Annotated in this window: 21 protein-coding genes and 2 pseudogenes; 18 read left to right on the top strand and 5 right to left on the bottom strand. The window is 63.9% G+C overall.

Going from position 1 to position 21,789, the window contains the following annotated elements; genetic code table 11:
* Positions 1-121 precede the first annotated feature (121 nt).
* A complete protein-coding gene (gene msuE, locus NLY44_RS12970) occupies positions 122-682 on the top strand; it encodes an FMN reductase (protein ID WP_023744532.1) in 561 nt (186 codons plus the stop codon).
* Between the two features lie 160 nt (positions 683-842).
* Here the strand turns inward: msuE and NLY44_RS12965 are convergent, their stop codons facing one another.
* Together NLY44_RS12965 and pcaQ are read right to left on the bottom strand one after the other, a co-directional pair.
* Complete coding sequence (locus NLY44_RS12965; RefSeq protein ID WP_023668143.1) at positions 843-1,874, bottom strand: hydroxyacid dehydrogenase; 1,032 nt, start codon at positions 1,872-1,874, stop codon at positions 843-845.
* Between the two features lie 232 nt (positions 1,875-2,106).
* Positions 2,107-3,024 carry a pca operon transcription factor PcaQ gene (pcaQ, locus tag NLY44_RS12960; RefSeq protein WP_023804900.1) on the bottom strand — a complete coding sequence of 306 codons (918 nt, stop codon included), beginning with the start codon at positions 3,022-3,024 and terminating at the stop codon, positions 2,107-2,109.
* 92 nt (positions 3,025-3,116) lie between these two features.
* Here pcaQ and pcaD point away from each other — a divergent pair, with 92 nt between their 5' ends.
* The 6 genes and pseudogenes from pcaD to pobA all read left to right on the top strand — a co-directional run bounded on the left by pcaD (position 3,117) and on the right by pobA (position 7,930).
* Positions 3,117-3,926, top strand: coding sequence for a 3-oxoadipate enol-lactonase (pcaD, locus tag NLY44_RS12955; RefSeq protein WP_023733160.1), 810 nt, complete (start codon positions 3,117-3,119; stop codon positions 3,924-3,926).
* Positions 3,919-4,332, top strand: a complete 414-nt coding sequence (pcaC, locus tag NLY44_RS12950) for a 4-carboxymuconolactone decarboxylase (protein ID WP_023733159.1) — start codon at positions 3,919-3,921, stop codon at positions 4,330-4,332. The genes pcaD and pcaC overlap by 8 nt, the downstream gene beginning before the upstream one ends.
* A complete protein-coding gene (pcaH, locus tag NLY44_RS12945) occupies positions 4,322-5,077 on the top strand; it encodes a protocatechuate 3,4-dioxygenase subunit beta (RefSeq protein WP_023733158.1) in 756 nt (251 codons plus the stop codon). The genes pcaC and pcaH overlap by 11 nt, the downstream gene beginning before the upstream one ends.
* Positions 5,077-5,607: pseudogene (gene pcaG, locus NLY44_RS12940) on the top strand (protocatechuate 3,4-dioxygenase subunit alpha); the annotation flags it as partial. The gene pcaH and the pseudogene pcaG, both read left to right, overlap by 1 nt.
* 99 nt (positions 5,608-5,706) lie before the next feature.
* On the top strand, positions 5,707-6,759 hold the full coding sequence (locus NLY44_RS12935; RefSeq protein ID WP_023804901.1) for a 3-carboxy-cis,cis-muconate cycloisomerase: 1,053 nt from the start codon (positions 5,707-5,709) through the stop codon (positions 6,757-6,759).
* Positions 6,759-7,930: pseudogene (gene pobA, locus NLY44_RS12930) on the top strand (4-hydroxybenzoate 3-monooxygenase). The gene NLY44_RS12935 and the pseudogene pobA overlap by 1 nt, the downstream one beginning before the upstream one ends.
* 13 nt (positions 7,931-7,943) lie before the next feature.
* Here pobA and pcaF read toward each other — a convergent pair.
* From pcaF to NLY44_RS12915, 3 genes are read right to left on the bottom strand one after another with little or no spacing between them, the layout of a single operon-like run.
* Entirely contained in the window at positions 7,944-9,149 is a 1,206-nt protein-coding gene (gene pcaF, locus NLY44_RS12925; protein ID WP_031201502.1) for a 3-oxoadipyl-CoA thiolase, read from the bottom strand.
* Between the two features lies 1 nt (position 9,150).
* On the bottom strand, positions 9,151-9,939 hold the full coding sequence (locus NLY44_RS12920; protein ID WP_023804903.1) for a CoA-transferase subunit beta: 789 nt from the start codon (positions 9,937-9,939) through the stop codon (positions 9,151-9,153).
* Positions 9,936-10,793, bottom strand: coding sequence for a CoA transferase subunit A (locus tag NLY44_RS12915; protein ID WP_023804904.1), 858 nt, complete (start codon positions 10,791-10,793; stop codon positions 9,936-9,938). The genes NLY44_RS12920 and NLY44_RS12915 overlap by 4 nt, the downstream gene beginning before the upstream one ends.
* A gap of 116 nt (positions 10,794-10,909) precedes the next feature.
* Between NLY44_RS12915 and NLY44_RS12910 the strand changes: the two genes are divergently transcribed.
* The 11 genes from NLY44_RS12910 (at position 10,910) to NLY44_RS12860 (ending at position 21,774) form a co-directional block, all read left to right on the top strand.
* Entirely contained in the window at positions 10,910-11,680 is a 771-nt protein-coding gene (locus tag NLY44_RS12910) for an IclR family transcriptional regulator domain-containing protein (RefSeq protein ID WP_023804905.1), read from the top strand.
* Between the two features lie 206 nt (positions 11,681-11,886).
* Positions 11,887-12,612: a GntR family transcriptional regulator gene (locus NLY44_RS12905; protein WP_023804906.1), complete on the top strand. Its 726-nt coding sequence runs from the start codon at positions 11,887-11,889 to the stop codon at positions 12,610-12,612.
* A gap of 3 nt (positions 12,613-12,615) precedes the next feature.
* Entirely contained in the window at positions 12,616-13,650 is a 1,035-nt protein-coding gene (locus tag NLY44_RS12900) for an ADP-ribosylglycohydrolase family protein (RefSeq protein ID WP_023804907.1), read from the top strand.
* Complete coding sequence (locus NLY44_RS12895) at positions 13,647-14,621, top strand: PfkB family carbohydrate kinase (RefSeq protein WP_023804908.1); 975 nt, start codon at positions 13,647-13,649, stop codon at positions 14,619-14,621. The genes NLY44_RS12900 and NLY44_RS12895 overlap by 4 nt, the downstream gene beginning before the upstream one ends.
* Positions 14,622-14,654: 33 nt before the next feature.
* Positions 14,655-15,716, top strand: a complete 1,062-nt coding sequence (locus NLY44_RS12890) for an ABC transporter substrate-binding protein (RefSeq protein ID WP_023687931.1) — start codon at positions 14,655-14,657, stop codon at positions 15,714-15,716.
* 66 nt (positions 15,717-15,782) lie between these two features.
* Positions 15,783-16,652: an ABC transporter permease gene (locus tag NLY44_RS12885; RefSeq protein WP_023804909.1), complete on the top strand. Its 870-nt coding sequence runs from the start codon at positions 15,783-15,785 to the stop codon at positions 16,650-16,652.
* A complete protein-coding gene (locus NLY44_RS12880; protein WP_023804910.1) occupies positions 16,652-17,440 on the top strand; it encodes an ABC transporter permease in 789 nt (262 codons plus the stop codon). The genes NLY44_RS12885 and NLY44_RS12880 overlap by 1 nt, the downstream gene beginning before the upstream one ends.
* Complete coding sequence (locus NLY44_RS12875; protein WP_023804911.1) at positions 17,440-18,504, top strand: ABC transporter ATP-binding protein; 1,065 nt, start codon at positions 17,440-17,442, stop codon at positions 18,502-18,504. Before NLY44_RS12880 ends, NLY44_RS12875 begins: the two co-directional genes overlap by 1 nt.
* Before the next feature lie 101 nt (positions 18,505-18,605).
* Positions 18,606-19,694: a Gfo/Idh/MocA family protein gene (locus NLY44_RS12870; RefSeq protein ID WP_023804912.1), complete on the top strand. Its 1,089-nt coding sequence runs from the start codon at positions 18,606-18,608 to the stop codon at positions 19,692-19,694.
* Between the two features lie 54 nt (positions 19,695-19,748).
* Entirely contained in the window at positions 19,749-20,663 is a 915-nt protein-coding gene (locus tag NLY44_RS12865) for a sugar phosphate isomerase/epimerase family protein (protein WP_023804913.1), read from the top strand.
* A gap of 16 nt (positions 20,664-20,679) precedes the next feature.
* Positions 20,680-21,774, top strand: a complete 1,095-nt coding sequence (locus NLY44_RS12860) for a fatty acid desaturase family protein (protein ID WP_023804914.1) — start codon at positions 20,680-20,682, stop codon at positions 21,772-21,774.
* Positions 21,775-21,789: the final 15 nt, after the last annotated feature.

Genomic DNA, 21,789 nt, shown 5'->3' with positions numbered 1-21,789 from the left:
AACGGAAAAAAATTCCCCGGCAATGGCGCTGGAGCGCCTATCCTTGCTTCTTGCGGCAGGCGCAAGCCTGTAAACATGCGGTATGAGGCGGGCCTGCCCGCCGCGCAAGAGGTGCCAGAATATGCCCAATCCAACCGTCGTCGGGTTTTCCGGCAATTTCACCCGGCCGTCCAAGACGCGCGGCTTCGTCGACCAGGTCGTGAGGGACATTGCGCGCCAGCATGGATTGTCGGCGAGTACCTACGACGTCGAAGACCTCGGCCCCTCACTTGGCGCTGCCAAATGGGCGCGCGATCTCGACGGTCAGGCGCGGGCAATCTTCGACAGCGTCGTCAATGCCGATGTGCTGGTGGTGGGGTCGCCGACCTACAAGGGCAGCTACACCGGCCTGTTCAAGCACTTCTTCGACCTCTTCGATCCCGCTTCCTTGCGCGGTAAGCCGGTGGTGCTGCTTGCCACCGGCGGTAACGATCGCCACGCGTTGATCGTCGAGCACCAGTTGCGGCCGCTGTTCGGCTTCTTCGAGGCGCTGACGCTGCCGACAGGGGTCTATGCCACGGACAAGGACTTTTCCGACGGCGTGCTGCGGGCCGAACCCATCCTGAAGCGCGTCGATCAGGTTGTCGGCGAGGTCGGGCTGGTGCTGGCCAATCGCTCGGCAGCCGGCGTTGCTGCCGGATAGCACGCAGATTTTTACGTCATCCGCAAATCAATACCCCGCCGGCCAGGCCTGGCGGGGTATCGCCGTGCAAAGGTTCCCGCGCTTGCGGTCATCCTGAGCGACGATGACAACGCGGCTTGGCCAACTCCGAAATCCATTTCAGACGGATTTATCGCGATAACTAGTTCCTGTCCGCCGGCTTCGAACGCATCCTTGACACGGTCTCGCGCTCGGCGCGCTTGGAGCGCAGCGGCGGCAGGCCACGGTCGATCAGGTCCATGTCTTCCAGAACCATGTCGCCCATGCGCTTGAAGGCGATGTCAAGCGCACCGGCGCGGTGGGCGGAGCGCAGGAAGCCGGGGATCGCACGGACCGGATGGTCCTGCGCCAGCGGTTCTTCAGGGAAGACATCGCTGGCGGCGACGATGTGGCCGCTTTTCACCGCCGCCATCAGGGCAGGGAAGTCGACGACGCCGGCGCGGCTGAGCAGGATGAAGGCGGCGCCCTTGCGCATACTTGCAAAGGCCTCAGCGCCGAGGAAACCCTGGTTCTCCGAGGTCACCGAAGCGACGACGAAGACGAAATCGCTTGATGTCAGCACCTCGGCCAGCGAGGCCGGCTCGACGCCATTGTCGATCAGGATCGACGGCGGCAGCCAAGGGTCGAAGACCTTGGTGCGGGTGCGAAAACCCGACAGCAGTCGGTTGAGCGCACGGCCGAGATCGCCGAAGCCGATGATGCCGACATCGGCGCCGGACAGAAGCCGCGCCGTCAAATTGCCGTCACCGCCCCACAGCTCCTCGCCTTTGCGGAAGGCGAGGTCAGCATCGACGATGTTGCGGGCGAGGTTGAGCGCCATGGCGAGGCCAAGCTCGGCCACCGGCTCGGCGAAGACGAGGCCGGTGGTGACGACATGGATGCCGCGCGCAAACAGCGTCTCATAGGGCATGTTGTTGATGAGGTTGGTCTCGACATTGAAGACGCAACGCAGCGCCTGCATCCGGTCCAAGGTCTCGGGCGAGATCGGCGGCTGGCCGATAATATAGCGGGCTTCGGCAAGCACGTCGGCGGGCAAGTTCGCCACGCCCTCGGCCGTCGTCTCGACGACGCGGTAATGCGCTTTGAGGCGCGCCAGCTGCGGTGAGGTGAAGATCAGGTCGAGCGTGCGTGGTTCCGGCGCGCTGATGACCAGCGGCAGGGCCTTGTTTGGCATAACGATTCCTCCCCGGCGCGATCCGTATCGCGTATTTTGCTTTGCACTTGTGGTAGTCCCCAAAACCGCTTGCCGCCGTCCGGCGGCGATAACGGCACGATTTCGATCCTCCCATCGTCACAGTGCCCTAGGTGTTTGGTTTGGTAAAATGATATTTTGCGGTGTTTCGTTAACCAACAGGTTATGGAAATACGGCTGAAGGCCCGCTCTGCGCCAGATTGGCGAAAGGTGCTCAGGCGTTCTGGCTGGCCGCCTCGCGAATGGTCTGCAGCAGGATGGTGAAGGCCGGCGAAGGCGCAGTGTCGGTCCGCATCGTCAGGCCGACCGGCCCTTTGGTTTCCTCGGTGTTGACGGGCAAGGCGACGAAGGCGCCGCTGGAGAGTTCGTTGGCGACGACGCCTGTCGATATGATCCAGACCGCATTGCTTTGGCGCAGGAAGGCACGGCCGAAGGAATCCGAGACGGTCTCGATCTCGGTCGCAGGCGCCGTCGTGCCGTTGGTGATGAACAGGCGGTCGACGAACGGGCGGATGACCGATTCCCGCGTCGGCATCAGCACCGGGAATTCATCGAGCCGGGCGAAGATGTCCTGGCCCGGCTGCAGCAGCGGATGGCCGGCCCTCACCACGAACAGCACCGGTTCGGAATAGAGATGCTCGAAGAAGAAGCCGGTCATGTTTTCCGGCGCCGCAAGCCGGCCGACGACGAGATCGAGCGCACCGACGCGCAACTGTTCGAGCAGGACCGCGTTCTCGCCGGTGACGATCTTGATCGCAGCACCGGTATTTTCACTCAGGAACAGGCTTATGGCGCGTGGCATCACCTTGGCCGACACTGTCGGGAGCGCCCCGATGCGGATCGGATGCCGGTTGATGGCGCCGTCCTGGCGGACGGAATCGACGCCGCGCTTCAGTGCCGTGATCGCCGTGCCGGCATGGCCGAGAAAGATTTCGCCAAGCCGCGTCACCCTGATGCCGCGGCCGTCGCGTTCGACGACAGCGATGCCAAGCGCCTCCTCCAGTTCGCGCAGCGTCTTGGTCACGGCCGGTGGGCTGACATGGAGAAAGTCGGCCGCCCTCGCCACGCTGCCTTGCCGCGCTACCTCAAGGAATGCCTGCAGGTGACGGAACCTTATGCGGCTTTCGGACATGTTCTCATAACCTAGCAGTTAATGAAACGGCGGAAAATATCATTTTACCAAACCAAATGCCTTGTGCAATGTGAACACGGAGGATCGAAATCGTGCAATTCGTCAACATTGGCGGCATCACGCTGCACCATCGCCATATCAAGGCGAAGGGAAATGCGCGGCCGATCGTGTTCATCAATTCGCTGGGCACCGACTTCCGCATCTGGGACGAGGTGTTGTCCGAACTGGGTGGCGAAATGCCTGCGTTGGTCTACGACAAGCGCGGCCATGGCCTGTCCGACATTGGTGGCGTCAGCTCGATCGACGAGCACGTCGATGATCTGTCGGGCCTGATCGATCATTTCGAATTGAACAATGCGGTGCTGTGTGGCCTGTCGGTCGGCGGCCTGATTGCGCAAGGGTTTTATGCCCGGCGCCCCGAAATCGTCGACGGCCTCATCCTGTGCGACACCGCCCACAAGATCGGCACGGCCGACAGCTGGAACACCCGCATCGAAACGGTCGAAAGCAAAGGCATCCAGGCCATCGCCGATGCCGTGCTCAAAATGTGGTTTACGCCTGCCTTCCACGCGGACCGTGTCGCCGAGCTCGACGGCTACTGGAACATGATGACCCGGCAAGCCGTCGCCGGTTATGTCGGCACCTGCGCCGCGGTGCGTGACGCGGATTTCACCGAGGCCGCGCAGGCGATCGCGGTGCCCACGCTTTGCGTCGTTGGCGACCAGGACGGCTCGACGCCGCCGGATCTCGTCCGCTGGCTGGCCGATCTGATCCCAGGCGCACGTTTCGAAATCATTCGCGACGCCGGGCACATCCCTTGCGTCGAACAGCCCGAGGCGCTGACCACCCTGATCCGCGATTTCGTCGCGGCGCTTCCCCTGAGAAAGCAGACCCATGGATGAACTGCCCAAAAACGAAACCAGATACCGAACCGGGCTGACCGTCAGGCGCTCGGTGCTCGGCGACCCGCATGTCGATCGCAGCGAGGATGCCGTCACCGATTTCGACCGACCGTTCCAGGAGCTGATCACCGAGGCAGCATGGGGCACTGTGTGGGCGCGTCCGGGCTTCAGCAGGCGCGAACGCTCGATCGTGACGCTGGCACTGCTGGCCGCCCTTGGCCATGATGAAGAGGTCGCCATGCATCTGCGCGCCACCGCCAACACCGGTGCGTCGCGCGACGATATCTGCGAAGCGTTCCTGCATGTCGCGATCTATGCCGGCGTGCCGGCGGCCAACCGCGCCTTCAGGATCGCCAAGGAGGTGTTTTCGGAAATGGACGGAAGCAGGGCTGGCCATGCCAGCTGATGCCGGCTCGAACCGCAGGCCCGAGAGCGGCGCCTTCTTCCAGCGCGACCGCGGCTGGCATCCGCCGGCGCTGACGCCCGACTACAAAACGTCAGTGCTGCGCTCGCCGCAAAAGGCGCTGCTGGCCTTCGACAACACGGCGTCGGAAATCACCGGTCCGGTGTTCGGCCACGCCATGCTGGGCGAACTCGACAATGACCTGATCCACAACTTCGCCAAGCCCGGCGAGAGCGCAATCGGCGAGCGTATCATCGTCTATGGCCGCGTGCTCGACGAGCGCGGCCAGGGCGTCTCCGGCGCGCTGCTCGAATTCTGGCAGGCCAATTCAGGCGGCCGCTACCGCCACAAGAAGGACGGCTATCTCGCGCCGCTCGATCCGAATTTCGGCGGCTGCGGCCGCACCATCACCGATGCCGATGGCGGTTATGCCTTTCGCACGGTGAAGCCAGGTCCCTATCCCTGGCCGAACGGGCCCAATGACTGGCGGCCGTCGCACATCCATTTCTCGGTGTTCGGCCACGGCTTCGCACAGCGGCTGATCACCCAGATGTACTTCGAGGGCGACCCGCTGATCTGGCGATGCCCGATCGTTCGCGGCATCCGCGACAGGGCGGCGATCGAGACGCTGGTCGCCGCGCTCGACATGCAGGCGACGATCCCGTTCGACGCGCGCGCCTACAAGTTCGACATCGTGTTGCGCGGACGCCGCGCCTCGCTGTTCGAAAACCGTCCGGATGGCAATTGATGGCGCAATCGCTGACCCGGCTGAAGGAGAGCCCGTCGCAGACCGCCGGGCCCTACGTGCATATCGGGCTGACGCCGAATTTCGGCGGTATCGGCGGCGTCTATCCGACAGACCTCGGCGCGACGATGCTCAACGACAACGCCAAGGGCGACCGCATCGGTTTGCGCATTCGCGTGCTCGACGGCACCGGCACGCCGCTCAGGGATGCGTTGATCGAGATCTGGCAAGCGGATGCCAATGGCTTCTACAATTCGCCGGCCGAATTGCGCGGCGATGCCGATCCGGATTTTCAGGGCTGGGGCCGTCAGCCGACCGACATGGAAACCGGCCTGTGCAGTTTTCAGACGATCAAGCCGGGACGCGTGCCATATGGCGACGGCCGGCTGATGGCGCCGCATATCAGCCTGTGGATCGTCGCCCGCGGCATCAATATCGGCCTCCACACGCGGCTCTATTTCTCCGACGAGGCCAAGGCCAATGCCGAGGATCCGATCCTGGCCCGCATCGAGCACAAGGTGCGCGTGCCGACGCTGATCGCCGAGCGGCAAGGCGACGACTATATTTTCGACGTCCATCTCCAGGGGAGAAGGAAACGGTCTTCTTCGACAGCTGACGGAGGAAACCAGCACATGACCGTATCGCCCTTCGACCATCCGCTGCTTTCCGGCCTGCTCGGCGACGAGGAGGCGGCTCGGCATTTTTCGGTGGATGCGGAAATCGCCGCCATGCTCGATTTCGAGCGCGCGCTGGCGCAAGCGGAAGCCGAAAGCGGGATCATCGGCACGGATGCCGCCGCGGCGATTGTACCTGTCCTGTTGTCATACAAGCCGGATACCGTGCGGCTGCGGGCCGGTGTGGCCAAAGATGGCGTGATCGTGCCCGAACTGGTGCGCCAGTTGAAGGCAGCGGTCGGCGCGCCGCACGACGCCGGCGTGCATTTCGGCGCAACCAGCCAGGACGTCATCGACACTGGCCTGGTTCTTCGGCTGCGCCGGCTCATTGAACATCTCGACCTGCTGCTGACTGAAAACATTTTGCGGCTGGTGGGGCTGGAAGAACGTTTTGGCAGCCGTGCATTGACAGCGATTACGCGCATGCAGCCGGCGATCCCAATTCAGGCGTCGGACCGCGTGGCGGTGTGGCGCACGCCGCTGCAACGGCATCAGCAGAGACTCTCGGAGCAATCCAAGGGTCTGCTGGTAGTGCAATTCGGCGGCGCCGCCGGCACGCTGGAAAAGCTCGGCGACAAAGGCCCCGCAGTGCGCGCCGCCCTTGCCGCAAAGCTTGGCCTTGGCGATGCGCCGCAATGGCACAACCAGCGCGATGCGCTGGCCGAGTTCGCCGGTTTGCTGTCGCTCATCACCGGCAGCCTCGGCAAGTTCGGCCAGGACGTTGCGCTGATGGCGCAAGATGGAACCGACATCAAGCTGTCCGGCGGTGGCGGCTCGTCGGCCATGCCGCACAAGCAGAACCCGGTGAAGGCGGAAGTGCTGGTGACGCTGGCGCGCTTCAACGCCACCCAGCTTTCCGGCATGCACCAGGCGCTGGTGCATGAGCAGGAGCGCTCCGGTGCTGCCTGGACGCTGGAATGGCTGCTCTTGCCGCAAATGGCGACGGCGACCGCGGCTGCGCTACGGCTCGCCGCCGAACTCGCCGGACAGATCGAAAGCCTGGGACACTGATGCGCACAAAGATCGTCATTGTCGGCTCCGGACCGTCCGGGCTGCTGCTTGGCCAGCTTCTCGGCACCATTGGCGTCGAGACGGTGATCCTCGAACGTTCGAGCCGGGAGCATGTGCTTGGCCGGGTGCGGGCAGGGGTGCTCGAACAAGGCACCGTCGAGTTGCTCGAAGAGGCGGGCGCAGCTGTAAGGCTGCATGCCGAGGGCCTGCTGCATGCCGGCATCTCGCTTGCGTTCGGCGGCGGCCTGCACCGGCTCGACCTCACGGCACTGACCGGCGGCAAGCATGTCACCGTCTATGGTCAGACCGAAGTGACGCACGATCTGATGGACAAGCGCGAGGCGGCCGGGCTGACCACCGTCTATGAGGCGGCCAACGTCGCGCTGCATGGTTTCGATGGCGAAGCGCCTTACGTCACCTACGGGAAGGACGGCGTCGGCCATCGCATCGACTGCGACTTCATCGCCGGCTGCGATGGCTATCACGGCGTCAGCCGCAAATCGGCGCCTGGGCAGGCGCTGAAAACCTTCGAGCGGACCTATCCTTCGGCTGGCTCGGCGTGCTGGCCGAAGTGCCGCCGGCCGATCACGATCTGGTCTACGCCAACCATGAGCGGGGCTTTGCGCTGTGCTCGATGCGTTCGACGCATCGCAGCCGCTACTATGTGCAGGTCGCGGCTGACGAACAGGTCGACGCCTGGAGCGACGGTCGCTTCTGGGACGAGTTGCGCAGTCGCCTGCCGGAACAGACCGCAGCCGCCGTCGTTACCGGCCCGTCCTTCGAAAAATCGATCGCGCCGCTGCGCTCCTTCGTCGCCGAACCGATGCGCTTCGGCCGGCTGTTCCTGGTCGGCGACGCCGCCCATATCGTGCCGCCGACGGGCGCCAAGGGGCTCAACCTCGCCGCCAGCGACGTGCGCTATCTCTTTGCCGGGCTTCGCGAATTCTATCTGGACAAGTCGCCGGCCGGGCTCGACGCCTATTCAGCCAAAGCGCTGGCTCGGGTGTGGAAGGCGGTGCGCTTCTCCTGGTGGATGACGACGATGCTGCACCGCTTTCCCGATACGGGCGAGTTCGGCCAGCGCATCCAGGAAGCCGAGCTCGACTATCTCGTGCATTCGCAGGCGGCGTCGACCGCGCTGGCGGAGAACTATGTCGGTTTGCCCTATTAAGGGCAGTGCGATCTCAAACCCGTTCGAGCGCCACTGCGATGCCCTGGCCGACGCCGATGCACATGGTGGCGAGCGCATAGCGGGCGCCGCGCTCGCGCAGTTCCAGTGCCGCGGTGCCAGTGATACGCGCGCCCGACATGCCCAAGGGATGACCAAGCGCGATGGCGCCGCCATTCGGATTAACGTGCTCCGCGTCCTCGGAGATGCCGAGTTGGCGGAGCACGGCGATGCCTTGGGAGGCGAAAGCTTCGTTGAGCTCGATGACATCGAATTGCTGCGGTGTCAGGCCGAGGCGGGCGCAGAGCTTTTGTGTCGCCGGGGCAGGGCCGATGCCCATGATGCGTGGCGCCACGCCGGCAGCAGCGCCGCCGAGGACGCGGGCGATCGGCGTCAGGCCGTATTTTTTCACAGCCGCTTCGGAGGCGATGATCAGCGCTGCCGCGCCGTCATTGACGCCGGACGCGTTGCCGGCGGTGACGGTGCCGCCCTGGCGGAACGGCGTCGGCAATTTGGCTAGCGACTCGACCGTGGTGCCGGCGCGGGGATGCTCATCCTTCGATACGATAATCGCATCGCCCTTTTTCTGTGGGATCGTCACCGGGGTAATCTCCTTCGCCAGCCGGCCATTGGCCTGTGCCGCGACGGCCTTGTCCTGGCTGCGCACGGCAAAGGCGTCCTGGTCGGCGCGCGACACTGAAAAATCCTCGGCGACGTTCTCGCCGGTCTCCGGCATGGAATCGACGCCATACTGTTTCTTCATCAGCGGGTTGATGAAACGCCAGCCGATGGTGGTGTCGTGGATCTCGGCGTGGCGCGAAAAGGCTGTCTCGGCCTTGGGCATGACGAAGGGGGCGCGGCTCATCGATTCGACGCCGCCGGCGATCATCAACTCGGCTTCGCCCGCCTTGATGGCGCGGGCGGCAATGGTGAGCGCATCCATGCCGGAACCGCAGAGGCGATTGACGGTCGAGCCTGAAATTTCCTTCGGCAGTCCGGCCAGGAGCAGCGACATGCGGGCTACATTGCGGTTGTCCTCGCCGGCCTGATTGGCGCAGCCATAGACGACGTCGTCGACAGCCTGCCAGTCGATGCCGGCATTGCGCTCGACCAGCGCCTTCAGCGGGATGGCGCCAAGATCGTCGGCCCGCACCGACGACAGCGAGCCGCCGAATCGGCCGATCGGGGTGCGGATGTAATCGCAGATGAATGCCTCGGTCATGTCATGCGGCCTTTTCTTTACCGCTTCCCTCATGCGCCGCCTTGGTGTGGGCCTGCAGGTCGCGCAATGTCGTCAGCTCGAGTTCCGTCGGCGCCGGCGTTTCGTCAAGCGCCTCGGCGAACTTTACGATCCAGCCACAGCTGTCCTGCACCTGCTGCCGCGTTGCGCCGGGATGCAACGACACCACGGTGAATTCCTTGCTCACCGGATCTGGCTTCCAGATGGCAAGGTCGGTGATCAGCAGCGTCGGCCCTGATGTCTCGATGCCGAGGCGCTGGCGATGGTCGCCGCCATCGCCATGGCCGAAGGAGGTGAAGAAGTCGATCTTCTCGACCATGCCGCGCTTGGACTGCGCCATGGTGATGTAGATCTCCTTCGACGAGGTGGCGATCTCCGGCGCGCCGCCGCCGCCGGGCAGGCGGGTCTTGGGATGCGCATAGTCGCCGATGATGGTGGTGTTGATGTTGCCGAACTTGTCGAGCTGGGCGGCACCGAGGAAACCGATCGAAATGCGGCCGCCCTGCAGCCAGTAACGAAACATCTCCGGCACCGAGACGGTCGTGACGGCGGTGTCGCAAAGTTCGCCGTCACCGATCGACAGCGGCAAAACATCGGGCGCGGTGCCGATGGTGCCGCTTTCATAGATCAGCGTGATGTCGGGCGCATGCGTCAGTCGCGCGACGTTGCAGGCGGCTGACGGCGCGCCAATGCCGACGAAGCAGACATCGTCGTTTTTCAGGGCTCGGCTGGCGGCAATCGTCATCATCTCATTGGGAGTAAAGCCGCTCATCCCGCGCTCCTCAGATGCTTTACGCGGCCGGCGAAATCGTCCGCCGTGCGATCGAGGACATTGGCCTGCATCCAGGTCTGGAATTTTTCACGGTCGGCGGCGATGTCGTCCCATTCGAGATAGGCGGCGTTGTCCCTGGCATAGTAGCCGTGCGCGTAGGAGGGATGCGAACCGCCTGATACCACCGAGATCGCAGCGATGGTCCAGCGCGGCAGCACGGTGAGGTTGGGATGCAGGTCGTCGAAATTGTCGACGACTTCCTCTACCGTCACCACGGCGCGCTTGGCCGCGAGCACCGCTTCCTTCTGGATGCCGATAATGCCTTCGACCAGAACATTGCCTTTTTTGTCGGCCTTCTGAGCGTGGATGAAGGTCACGTCCGGGCGGATGGAAGGAACGGCGGCAAGCACCTCGCCGGTGAACGGGCAGGTGACCGAGCGGATGTTGGGATTGACTGCCGCCAGCCCGGCGCCGCGATAGCCGCGGAACACCGCGCAAGGCAGGCCGGCAGCTCCCGCCTCGTAGGCGTTGGCCATGCCGGCATGGCTGTGCTCCTCGATCTCGATCGACCGGGGGAAGCCGTTCTCGATGGCGTCGCGGGCGCGGCGCAGCAGGCCGACGCCGGGATTGCCGACATAGGAGAAGATGATCTTCTTGGCCATGCCCATGCCGATCATCTGGTCGTAGACCAGGTCGGGGGTCATGCGGATGAGCGTCAGGTCGCGAAAGCCCTGGCGGATGGCCTCATGCGCCGCCGCCGTCGGGATCAGATGCGTGAAGCCTTCGAAGGCGACCGTGTCGCCATCGTGCAGGTTCTCCGCCACGGCCTGTTTGAGGGGCAGGAATTTGACCATCGCCAAGAACTCCGAAGTTCAAAAAGTTCGTATTGCGAACATTTGTTTTGTATGAGATATTTTTACATCGCGCCGCCGAGACGAGTCAAGGCGGCGCATTGTCTTGCGGAGGCCGCATGGAGGACGAGGCAACGACGCGCGACCATGTCGGCTCGCTGGAGCGCGGCCTCGCAGTCATGGAGATACTGGCCCGGCATCCGGCCGGGATGACGCTGACCGAAATGGCGGAGGAGGCGGGGCTGACCCGCGCCGGCGCGCGTCGCTTCCTGCTGACGCTAACCGCGACCGGCTATGCCACGCAATCCGGCCGGCAGTTTTCGCTGTCGCCGCGCCTGCTCACCATCGTGCGCTCTTGGCTCGGCGGCGCCTCGCTGTGGACATTCGCGGCATCCATCATGCGCGACGTCGCGGGCCAATTCGACGAGGCCTGTAACGCGGCGGTGCTGTCGGGCGAGGAAGTCGTCTATGTCGCGCGCATTCCTGGCCGCCGCATCCTCAGCGTTTCGCTCGATGTCGGCACCAGGCTGCCGGCGCATTGCACCTCGATGGGGCGCGTCCTGCTTGCGGGGCTGGGCGCGGATGAGCTGAGGGCCTTGCTTGCAGAGGCGAGGATCGAACGGCGCACGCCGAAGACGATCACCAGCCGCGCCGCGCTGGCCAAGGCCATCGACGCGGCGAGGGCGGATGGCTTTGCCGTCGTCGATGAAGAGCTGGAACTTGGCCTGCGCTCGATAGCGGTGCCGATCTATGACCGCGCCGGCAAGACCGTGGCGGCGATCAACGTCTCGACGCAGTCGGCGCGGTTCTCCGTCGAGGCGATGGAGCGGGATATCCTGCCAGCGCTGCGAACGGCCAAGCAACGGATTGAGGAATTTTTCTTCGTGTGAGCGCAAGGCTAATCGCCTGAGGGAAGCGCTGCCCCCGCTCTGTCTCGGAGACGGGACGCCCTGCGCGGTTAGCGTCGCCATGCGAACAAACGATGCCCGGGGCACCTGAGCACAACGCATATGCGTGAATCCAAATATATCGTTGACGTCGCCCTTCAACTCCAATATCGAACAGGACTATACAGGTTTACTGAACAGGTACCCATATGAAGCGGCGCGCGGTTCAACTTTCTCCCGGCACGGGCAAGCCCGAGCAGATCGCCACCGTTCTCGAACATGAGATCCGCTCCGGCGTGCTTGGCTTCGGCGACCGCCTGCAAAGCGAGAACGAACTCGTCCAGCGCTTTTCCGTCAGCCGCAACACGGTCCGCAAGGGCCTCGAGGAGCTGTCCAGCCGTGGGCTGATCACCACCAAGGTCGGTATCGGCTCCTTCGTCACTTTCGACGGCAAGCCGGTCGATGACAGCATTGGCTGGTCGCGGGCGCTTGCCAATGCCGGCGCCAATGCCGAGACCCGGACGCTGCGGCTTGAAGTGATCGAGGATGCCGATCTTGCCGCGCTGCTTGGCATCGAAAGCCCGTTCTTCATCGCCGTCGACCGGGTGCGCACCAATGCCAGCGACGGCCATGCGATCTCCATCGAACGCAGCCGCCTGCCGCTGTCGCCCGAACTGGAGGACGTGCCGCTGCGTGGCCTGCGCGAAGGCTCGCTGCACCAGACGCTGCGCGCCGCCGGCCTCATCCCAGACCATGGCGAGGAATGGGTGGGCATCGAGATGCTCAACCCCGAAGACGCCGCCATTCTCGGCTGCCCGCAAGGCACGCCGTTCCTGCGCGGACGCCGGCTGACGCGTGCGGCTGACGACCGGCCGATCGAATATGTAACCAGCCTGCTCAACCCGGCGCATTTCGCGCTGCATATGAGGTTTTGAGCGATGCCGGACAGAACCAACGACACGCTCGATCGCGCCATGGGCGCGCTTGTCGGTGGGGCGCTCGGTGATGCGCTGGGCATGCCGACGCAGCTTCTGTCGCCGGCGCGGATCGCCGAGCTATACGGCCATGTCGAGGATTTCGTGGCGCCGTTTGCCGATCATCCGGTGTCGAAGGGGCTCGTTGCCGGCACCATCACCGACGATACCGAACAGACGCTGCTGCTTGGTCGCATTCTCGTCGAGTCCGGCGACCGCTTCGATCATGCGCGCTGGGTGAACGCACTGCTCGACTGGGAGCGCGAGGTCAAGGCGCGCGGCAGCTATGACCTGCTGGGACCATCGACCAAGCGCGCCATCGACGCCATCAATGACGGCGTGCCGGCGGAAGAGGCGGGAAGCCGGGGCGACACCAATGGCGCGGCCATGCGCATCGCGCCGGTCGGCATCATGATGCCGCTGGAACCGCTCGACGCTTTTATCGCCAAGGTGGCGGAGACCTGCCGCGCGACGCACAACACCTCGATCGCCATTGCCACGGCTGCCGCCGTCGCCGCCGCCGTCAGCCGTGGCGTCGCCGGCGGCGACTGGCGTGCCGCTTCCGACAGCGCGGTAGCAGCCGCGCGGCGAGGCGCCAGGCTCGGACATTGGGTGACTGGTGGCGATATCGCCGCGCGTATCGCCTGGGCGCAGGAGCTCGTGCGCGGCAAGACCATGCGGGATGCGATCGGGCTCATCACCGATCTCGTCGGCACCGGTGTGGCCAGCCAGGAGTCCGTGCCGGCAGCTTTCGCCGTGCTTGAAGTCGCGCAGGGCGATCCCTGGCAAGCGGCAATCATCAGCGCCAATCTCGGCGGCGACACCGACACGATCGGCGCGATTGCCTCAGGCATGGCCGGCGCCTGCGTCGGCTTTTCGCAACTGCCGCAACAACACATTGCCGGGCTCGTCGGCATAGATATGGGGGAGGTGCGCTCGCTTGCCGAAGACCTCGTCGCGGCGCGCACGGCAAAGGCCAGCAAGGATGCCGCGGCATGAGTGGGCGTCTGGTCCATATCGGCAGCGCCGTCGTCGACTATGTCTACCGCATCGACGCCTTGCCGGCGCCGGGCTGCGAGAAGACCGCGTCGAGCTTTGCGCAGGTCGCCGGCGGTGGCTTCAACATGATGGTCGCGGCCAGCCGCACCGGCATGATGGTGGTGTTCGGCGGCCAGCTCGGCAGCCGACCGAATGGCGATTTTTTGCGCGCCGCGTTTGCGGCCGAAGGCATCATAACGCTGACGTCGCCATCGCCGGTCATGGACAGCGGCAATTGCGTCGCCATGATCTCCGGGGATGCCGAGCGCACCTTCGTGTCGTGGCCCGGTGCGGAGAGCATTCTCAGCCTCGAGATGATGAGGCCCGTGGTGGTCGCGCCTGATGATTGGGTGTTCACGTCGGGCTATACGCTGAGCTATTCCGGCAGCCGCGACGCGCTGACCGACTGGATCGAGGCGCTGCCAGAAAACATTCCCTTCGTTTTCGATCCAACGCCGGTCATCGCGGATATCCCACGTCCCATCCTGTCGCGGGTGCTTGCCCGTACGACATGGCTGAGCTGCAACATGACGGAAGCGGTCGAGATCGCTGGGCAAGGCGATGTCGAGGCACTCGCCGCCCGGCTGCTCGCCGACCACTGCCCAAAGGCCGAAGGCGTCGTTATCCGCGCCGGCGCCAAGGGCTGTTTCGTGAGGTTGGTCAATGGCGAGACGCAGACCATTGCCAGCTTCAAGGTCGATGCCATCGACACCAATGGCGCCGGCGACACCCATATCGGCGGTTTTGTCAGTGCACTCTCGCGCGGCGTGCATCCCTTCGAGGCGGCGCGCTATGCCAATGCGGCGGCAGCACTTTCCGTCACCCGCCATGGCGGCTCATCGGCGCCGACCGACAGCGAGATCCAGATTTTCCTGAGCCAGGCCGCCACGGGCGAGCCGGGCCAGAACCAGAAGGCCCATCAGACAGCCTGACCCGCCAAGCGGGCAAACAAGAGAGGAACGAACATGCGCATGCCAAGACTGACTGCCCTGCTGACGGCGACCGCCGTCATCACCTCCGCGCTCACGCTGGCCGCCAGTGCCGCCGAAGTGCATGTGCTCAACTGGAAGGGCTACGGCGCCGACGAGCCGTGGGCGATCGAAGCCTTCGAAAAGGCGACCGGCAACAAGGTCGTCAACGACTTCTTCAATTCCGAACAGGAAATGCTGACCAAGATCCGCACCAATCCGGGCCTCTATGACGTGGTCATGATCAACGCCGCCTTCAACGATCAGGCGATGGCGGAAAAGCTGATCCAGCCGATCGATGTCTCGAAGCTGCCGAACTATGCCGACATCAGCAAGGACAAGGCGCAATCGCCGATGCTCGACCATGACGGCAAGGTCTATGGCGTGCCGTGGGTGTGGGGCCTGACGGCGCTGGCAATCAACGAAAAGTCCTTCGACAAGCCACCGACCTCGATCGCCGAAATGTGGGACCCAGCGCATAAGGGCCGGGTCGTCATTCGCGACGACGCTGTCGAAGCGGTGCAGTTCGGCGCCATCGCCACCGGTCAGAATATCAACGACATCAAGGATATGGAAGCGGTCAAGGCGAAGCTGACCTCGCTGATGCCGCAGATCAAGACGTTCTGGAGCTCGGAGAACGACTGGAACCAGATGGTCGCCTCCAACCAGATCGACATCGGCACCTATTGGAGCGGCTCGGCCGATCGCGCCAAGACCCACTTCAAGCTGCCGGTCTCGCTGGTCGTTCCGCAGGAAGGCGCCGTCGCCTGGCTCGACGCGTTCTCGATCCCGGTGGGCTCGAAGAATGTCGAAGGTGCGCAGGCCTTCATCAACTGGATGATCGATCCGAAATTCTATGTCGAATGGGTCACCAAGGTCGGCGCTCCGGTGTCGGCCAACACCAAGGCGGTGGAAGCGCTGCCTGAAGACTCCTTCAACCGCAAGGTGATGGGCGATCCCGAGGTGGCCAAGCGCATCCAGTTCCAGGCGCCGATCACCGACGCGCAGCGCGAGGCCTATCTGGCGCTGTGGCAGCAGCTCAAAGTCGACGTGAAGTAACGCTCACGTCCGGACCAGCCGGCGGTTGGCGCCGGCTGGCCCTTCAATCCTGGGGAGGAGGGTATCATGGCAGTACAGGGTGCGGTCGCGTCGCGCGGCGGGCTGAGATCGGCCCTGCCGCTGCTGGCGCCGGCCTATCTCTGGCTGACGGTGGCGATCTTCCTGCCGCTCTCGGCCATGGTATTCTTCTCCTTCATGACCGACCTGCCGCTGTCGGGAAAGCCGTGGGCGTTCACCCTTGGCAATTACGCCGCCTTCTTCTCGCAGAGCCTGTACCTGACGCTGCTGCTCGCTTCGCTGCGGCTCGGCCTCGAAGTGACTTTGTGGTGCGTCGTCATCGGCTACCCCGCCGCCTATGTGCTGGCCAAGGTGCTGAAGGGGCGCAGCCGCGAGGCGATCTTCCTGCTGGTCATCCTGCCGTTCTGGTCGAACGGGCTGGTGCGCATCTTCTCCTGGGCGATGGTGCTGCGCGAGGGCGGCATCCTCGACACGGCGCTCAACGCCGTGCTGCCGTTCAAGATCAACATCGACCTGATGTATTCCTATCCCGCAATCATCATCGGCCTGGTGCACTCCTACGTGCCCTATATGGTGCTGACCTGCTATCTCGCGCTGCAGGCAATCGACGACTCGCTGATCGAGGCCGGGCGCTCGCTCGGCGCCTCGCGGCTGCAGGTGCTGAAGCGGGTGATCATCCCGCTGTCTATGCCCGGCCTGGTGGCAGGTGCGGCACTGATCTTCGTGCCGGTCGTCGGCTCGTTCATGGAGCCGCGCATTCTCGGCGGTCGCACCGGCACCTTCTACGGCACGGTGATCGAAGACCAGTTCGTCGCCGTGTTCAACTGGCCGCTTAGCGCGGCATTGTCGTTCATCCTGCTCGCCGTCGTGCTGGTCATCCTCGCAGTTGCCTCGCCGGTGCTGAAGAGGGCCGCGTGATGAAGACCACCCGCATCCTCCAAGGGCTGGGCCGGTTTTACATCTTCCTGCTGCTCGCCTTCCTCTATCTGCCGATCATCATCATGGCGCTGATGTCGTTCAACGTCTCGCCCTTCTACCAATTGCCGTTCGAATGGACGACGGAATGGTATGCCTCGCTCTGGCAGAACGACCAGCTGATCGCGGCCACCTGGAACAGCCTCAAGATCGCGGTCATCACCACGCTCATCTCAGTGGTGCTTGGCTCGGCCGCTTCGCTGGCGCTGTTCCGCTATGATTTCCGCGGCAAGAAAGTGCTGCAGGCGCTGCTGTTTCCGCCAATCGCCATTCCGTGGCTGATCACCGGCACGGCGATGCTGATCTTCTTCTTCGGCGTCGGCATTGGCCGCGGCCTGTTAGCCATCCTGCTCGGCCATGTGGCGCTAGCGCTGCCCTATGTCATCGTCGTCGTCTCGGCCCGGCTGCAGACTTTTGCACCGGAGCTGGAAGAGGCGGCGCGCTCGCTCGGCGCCAACCAGTGGCAAGTGACGAGGCGTGTGACGCTGCCGTGGATCATGCCCGGCGTCATTGCCGGCGGCTTGTTCGCATTTGCCGTGTCGTTCGACCAGTTCGTCGTCTCCTACTTCCTGGCGACGCCGGGCCAGACGACGCTGCCGGTCGAAATCTACGCCGCGATCCGCAAGGGTTTCACGCCCGAGATCAACGCGGTCTCGACCATCATCATCGTCGTGTCGATGGCGCTGATGCTGCTCACGGCGCGCTTCTTCAAATTCGGCGGAGAGAAATAATGGCCGGCGTGCAGGTATCGAACGTCTCCCGCAGTTTTGGCGCGCACAAGGCGCTGGACGACGTCTCCATCGATTTCGCCGATGGCGGTTTCTATGGGCTGCTTGGCCCCTCGGGCAGCGGCAAGACCACGCTGCTGCGCCAGATCGCCGGCTTCGACTTTCCCGATACTGGCCGCATCACCATTGGCGGTGAGAGTGTGGAACGCGTGCCGGTCGAAAAGCGACGCATCGGCATGGTGTTCCAGAACTATGCGCTGTTTCCCAATATGAGCGTCGCCGATAATGTCGCCTTCGGCCTGTCGGTGCGCGGCGAAACGAAAGCGACGATCGCCACCGAAGTGCAGCGCGCGCTCGATCTGGTTCAGCTCGGCAAGCTCGGCGAGCGCCGGCCGCACCAGCTCTCCGGCGGCCAACGCCAGCGTGTGGCGCTGGCGCGCGCCATCGTCACCAAGCCGCGCGTGCTGCTGCTCGACGAGCCGCTCGGCGCGCTCGACAAGGCGCTGCGCGTCGACATGCAGATCGAGCTGAAGCGCATCCAGCGCGAGATCGGCATCACCACCATCTTCGTCACCCACGACCAGGAAGAGGCGCTGACGATGAGCGACCGCATCGGCATATTGCGGGACGGCAAGCTCGTGCAGGAAGGGCCGCCGGAGGAAATCTACGACCGGCCGAAGAGCGAATTCGCCGCCACCTTCCTCGGTGACGCCAATATCCTTCGCGGCGATGCGACCGGCAACGGCATCCGGCTGCCTGATGGCACGGCGATTGCCGCCGGGGTGGGTGGTCGGCTTGCCGCCGGCACAAAGGCCAGCTGCGCCGTGCGACCCGAACGCATTCGTATCGCCACCGATGCCGGGGCATCGAGCGGCAATGCCAACACGCTGAAGGGGCAAGTCTCCAAGCGCATCTTCGCCGGCAACAACAGCACCTATTTCGTCGAGCGCGCCGGCCAGACGTTGAAAGTCATCGTCCAGAATACCGGCAGTGACCGGCTGGCCGAGGGCCAGAATGTAATGCTCAGCTGGTCGCCGGAAAGCACTGTGCTGATTGCCGCTAACTAGTTCGCACCGTCACCCCGGCATCGTTCTGATGGGAATTGATGGAGCGGACCTTGGCTGATCGACGGGCCATGGCGTTATATCCGTCCTCCAGGGAGGAATGGATGGCAGGCCAGGGTTTCGAGCCGGATGTGAGGGTTCGCACTAGCGGATACCGGATCGGTTGCATCGGCGCCGGCATGATCATGGCCGAATGCCATCTTGCCGCCTATGCGCAGGCCGGTTTCCCAGTCGTCTCCATCGCTTCGCGCACCAAGGCCAGCGCCGAGAAGGTAGCTGCACGCTGGAGCATTCCGACCATCCACGACACGCCGGAACAACTGATCGAGAATCCCGAGATCGAGATCGTCGACCTTGCCTTTCCACCCGACCAGCAGCCGGCATTGATCCGCCATGCGCTGAAGCAGCCTCACATCAAGGCGATCCTGGCGCAGAAGCCGCTGGCGCTGTCGGTCGATGAAGCCGTGAAACTGCGCGACGAAGCCGCAAAGTCCGGCAAGATCCTCTCGGTCAACCAGAACATGCGCTACGACCAGTCGATGCGCGTCCTGAAGCAGATCATCGACAGCGGCGCGCTGGGCGACATCGTCTTCGCGCAGATCGACATGCATGCGATCCCGCACTGGCAGACCTTCCTTCAGGACTACGACCGGCTGACGCTCGCCAATATGAGCGTGCATCATCTCGACGTGCTGCGCTTCCTGTTCGGCGATCCCTCGGAAATCACCACGCTGACACGCAAGGACCCGCGCACGACATTCGAGCATTGCGACGGCATCACCGTCTCGACACTGCGCTTTCCCTCCGGCGTGCTCGCCGTGTCGCTGGAGGATGTCTGGTCCGGCCCACGTCAGGAGGGCTATCTGGACGACCAGCACATCAACTGGCGCGTCGACGGCACCAACGGTGTCGCCAAAGGCACGATCGGCTGGCCGAAAGGCGTGGCCTCGACGCTGACCTATGCCTCGACCGAGACGACGGATGGCAAGTGGGTCAGCCCGAGCTGGGACACGATGTGGTTCCCGCATGCCTTCATCGGCGTCATGGAGCAACTGCAGCACGCCTTGAAGACCGGCACGCCGCCGGCATTATCGGTGGCCGACAACGTCAAGACGATGGCGCTGGTCGAGGCGGGCTATCGCTCGATGGCGCAAGGCCGCACCGTCAAACTGTCCGAGATATCGATCGACTGAACATGCCCGCCGAATAGTGTGGCGGCTGAATCGCTTACCGGGAGGAGTCACATCATGATGCAGGCAGGTATATTCACCGGCTATTTCCCCTACGAGCTCGCGGAGGCCGCCCGCCGCATCCGCGCACTCGGCTTCAACACAGTGCAGCTCGACATGCATTTCAGGGATGTCGATCTCACGGCCGGGCAGATCACCGGGGACAAGGCGAGGACAGTGCGCGACACGTTTCGCGACCACAATCTGCCGGTCTGCTGCATCTCGGGCTACACCAACATCATTCATCCCGACAAATCCGAGCGCGACAAGCGCGTCGGCTATCTCAAGGAAATCATCCGCAATGCGCGCGCCTTCGGCTCGCCCTACGTGATCTCGGAGACCGGAACCTACAACACCGAATCCGACTGGGTGCATCACCCCAGGAACAAGACCGAGGAAGGCTTCGAGGAATGCCGCAAGGTGATCTCGGACCTTGCCCAGACGGCTTACGACCACGGCGCGGTGTTCCTGCTCGAAACCTATGTCAACAATGTCGTCGGCTCGGTCGAGGAGACGGTCAAAATGTTCGCGCAGGTAGACCATCCGGGCCTGGGCCTGCTGATGGATCCGACCAATTATTTCGAGGCGCACAATATCGACCGCATGGACCAAGTGCTGAACCAGGTGTTCGACACGCTGGCCGACAAGATCCGCATCGCGCACGCCAAGGACGTCAAGCGCTCAGGCAGCGACAAGACCGAGAAGCATGCCGATATCGGCGACGCGGACGCGCATGAGGGGCTGACCTTCCGCGGCGTCGGCGAGATCGAGCTGCCGGCGCCCGGGCTGGGATCGCTGAATTACGATCTCTATCTGCAGCGGCTCAGTGAGAAGCACCCGAACATCCCTGTTATCATCGAGCATCTGACCGAGGACGACGTGCCGCGGGCGAAAACATTTCTCGACGGGAAGTTCCGCGCCAACGGGCTTTGAGGTAGGCGAGACGGTGATGGCGACGGCGGCCAAGACAAAGCGCGATTACGGCCTGGTCGGCGAAAGCACCCGCCGGGCGATCGAGACCGGGCTGGCCTCGGCCGAGTGGTATCACACCGACGTGCCGCGCAAGGCAATGAAGGAACTGATGCAGCGCTCCGACGGGCCGGCGATCCGCGATACCATCATCTGGATCGCAGCCATCCTGGGCTCGGCCGCCGGCATCATCTGGTTCTGGGGCACGTGGTGGGTGGTGCCGTTCCTGCTCGTCTATGGCGTGCTCTATGGATCGTCGAGCGACTCGCGCTGGCACGAATGTGGCCATGGCACCGCCTTCCGCACACGCTGGATGAACGATGCGATCTACGAAATCGCCAGCTTCATGGTGGTGCGCAATCCGGTGCAATGGCGCTGGAGCCATGCGCGGCATCACACCGACACGATCATCGTCGGCCGTGACGCCGAGATCGCGGTAATGCGGCCGCCAAATCTGGTCAAGGCGGCGCTTGCCTTCACCGGCATTCTCGATTTCCGTTATTCGCTGCCGATCCTGGCGCGCCAGGCGTCGGGCAAGCTGTCGGACGACGAAAAGAGCTACATTCCTGAGACCGAACAGGGCAAGGCCATCACGGCGGCGCGCTGGCATGTCGCCGTGTACGTTGCGACGATCGCCCTCGCGATCGCGCTGGGTTCATGGCTGCCGCTGGTGCTGATCGGCCTGCCGCGTCTTTATGGCAGCTGGCACATGGTTCTGACCGGCCTGCTCCAGCATATCGGGTTGGCCGACAATGTCGTCGACCACCGGCTGAACACGCGCACCGTCTACATGAACCCGGTCAGCCGCTTCATCTACTGGAACATGAATTACCACGTCGAGCATCACATGTTTCCGATGGTGCCCTACCATGCGCTGCCGAGGCTGCACGAGCTGGTCAAGCACGACCTGCCGGCGGCGAACCCGTCCATGTGGCATGCCTATCGCGAGGTCTGGCCGGTGCTGCTGAAGCAGCTGCGGTACGAGGATTATTTCCTCAAGCGCGAATTGCCGCCGACGGCGCGGCCCTATCGCGGTGAATTTCACGAGCTCGATATGTCGGCGGCGGCCGAGTAGCGAATAAACCACCCG

This window comes from Mesorhizobium sp. C089B, from assembly GCF_030323125.1.
Classification (GTDB): Bacteria; Pseudomonadota; Alphaproteobacteria; order Rhizobiales; family Rhizobiaceae; genus Mesorhizobium.
This window is presented reverse-complemented; position numbering and strand designations above follow the sequence as displayed.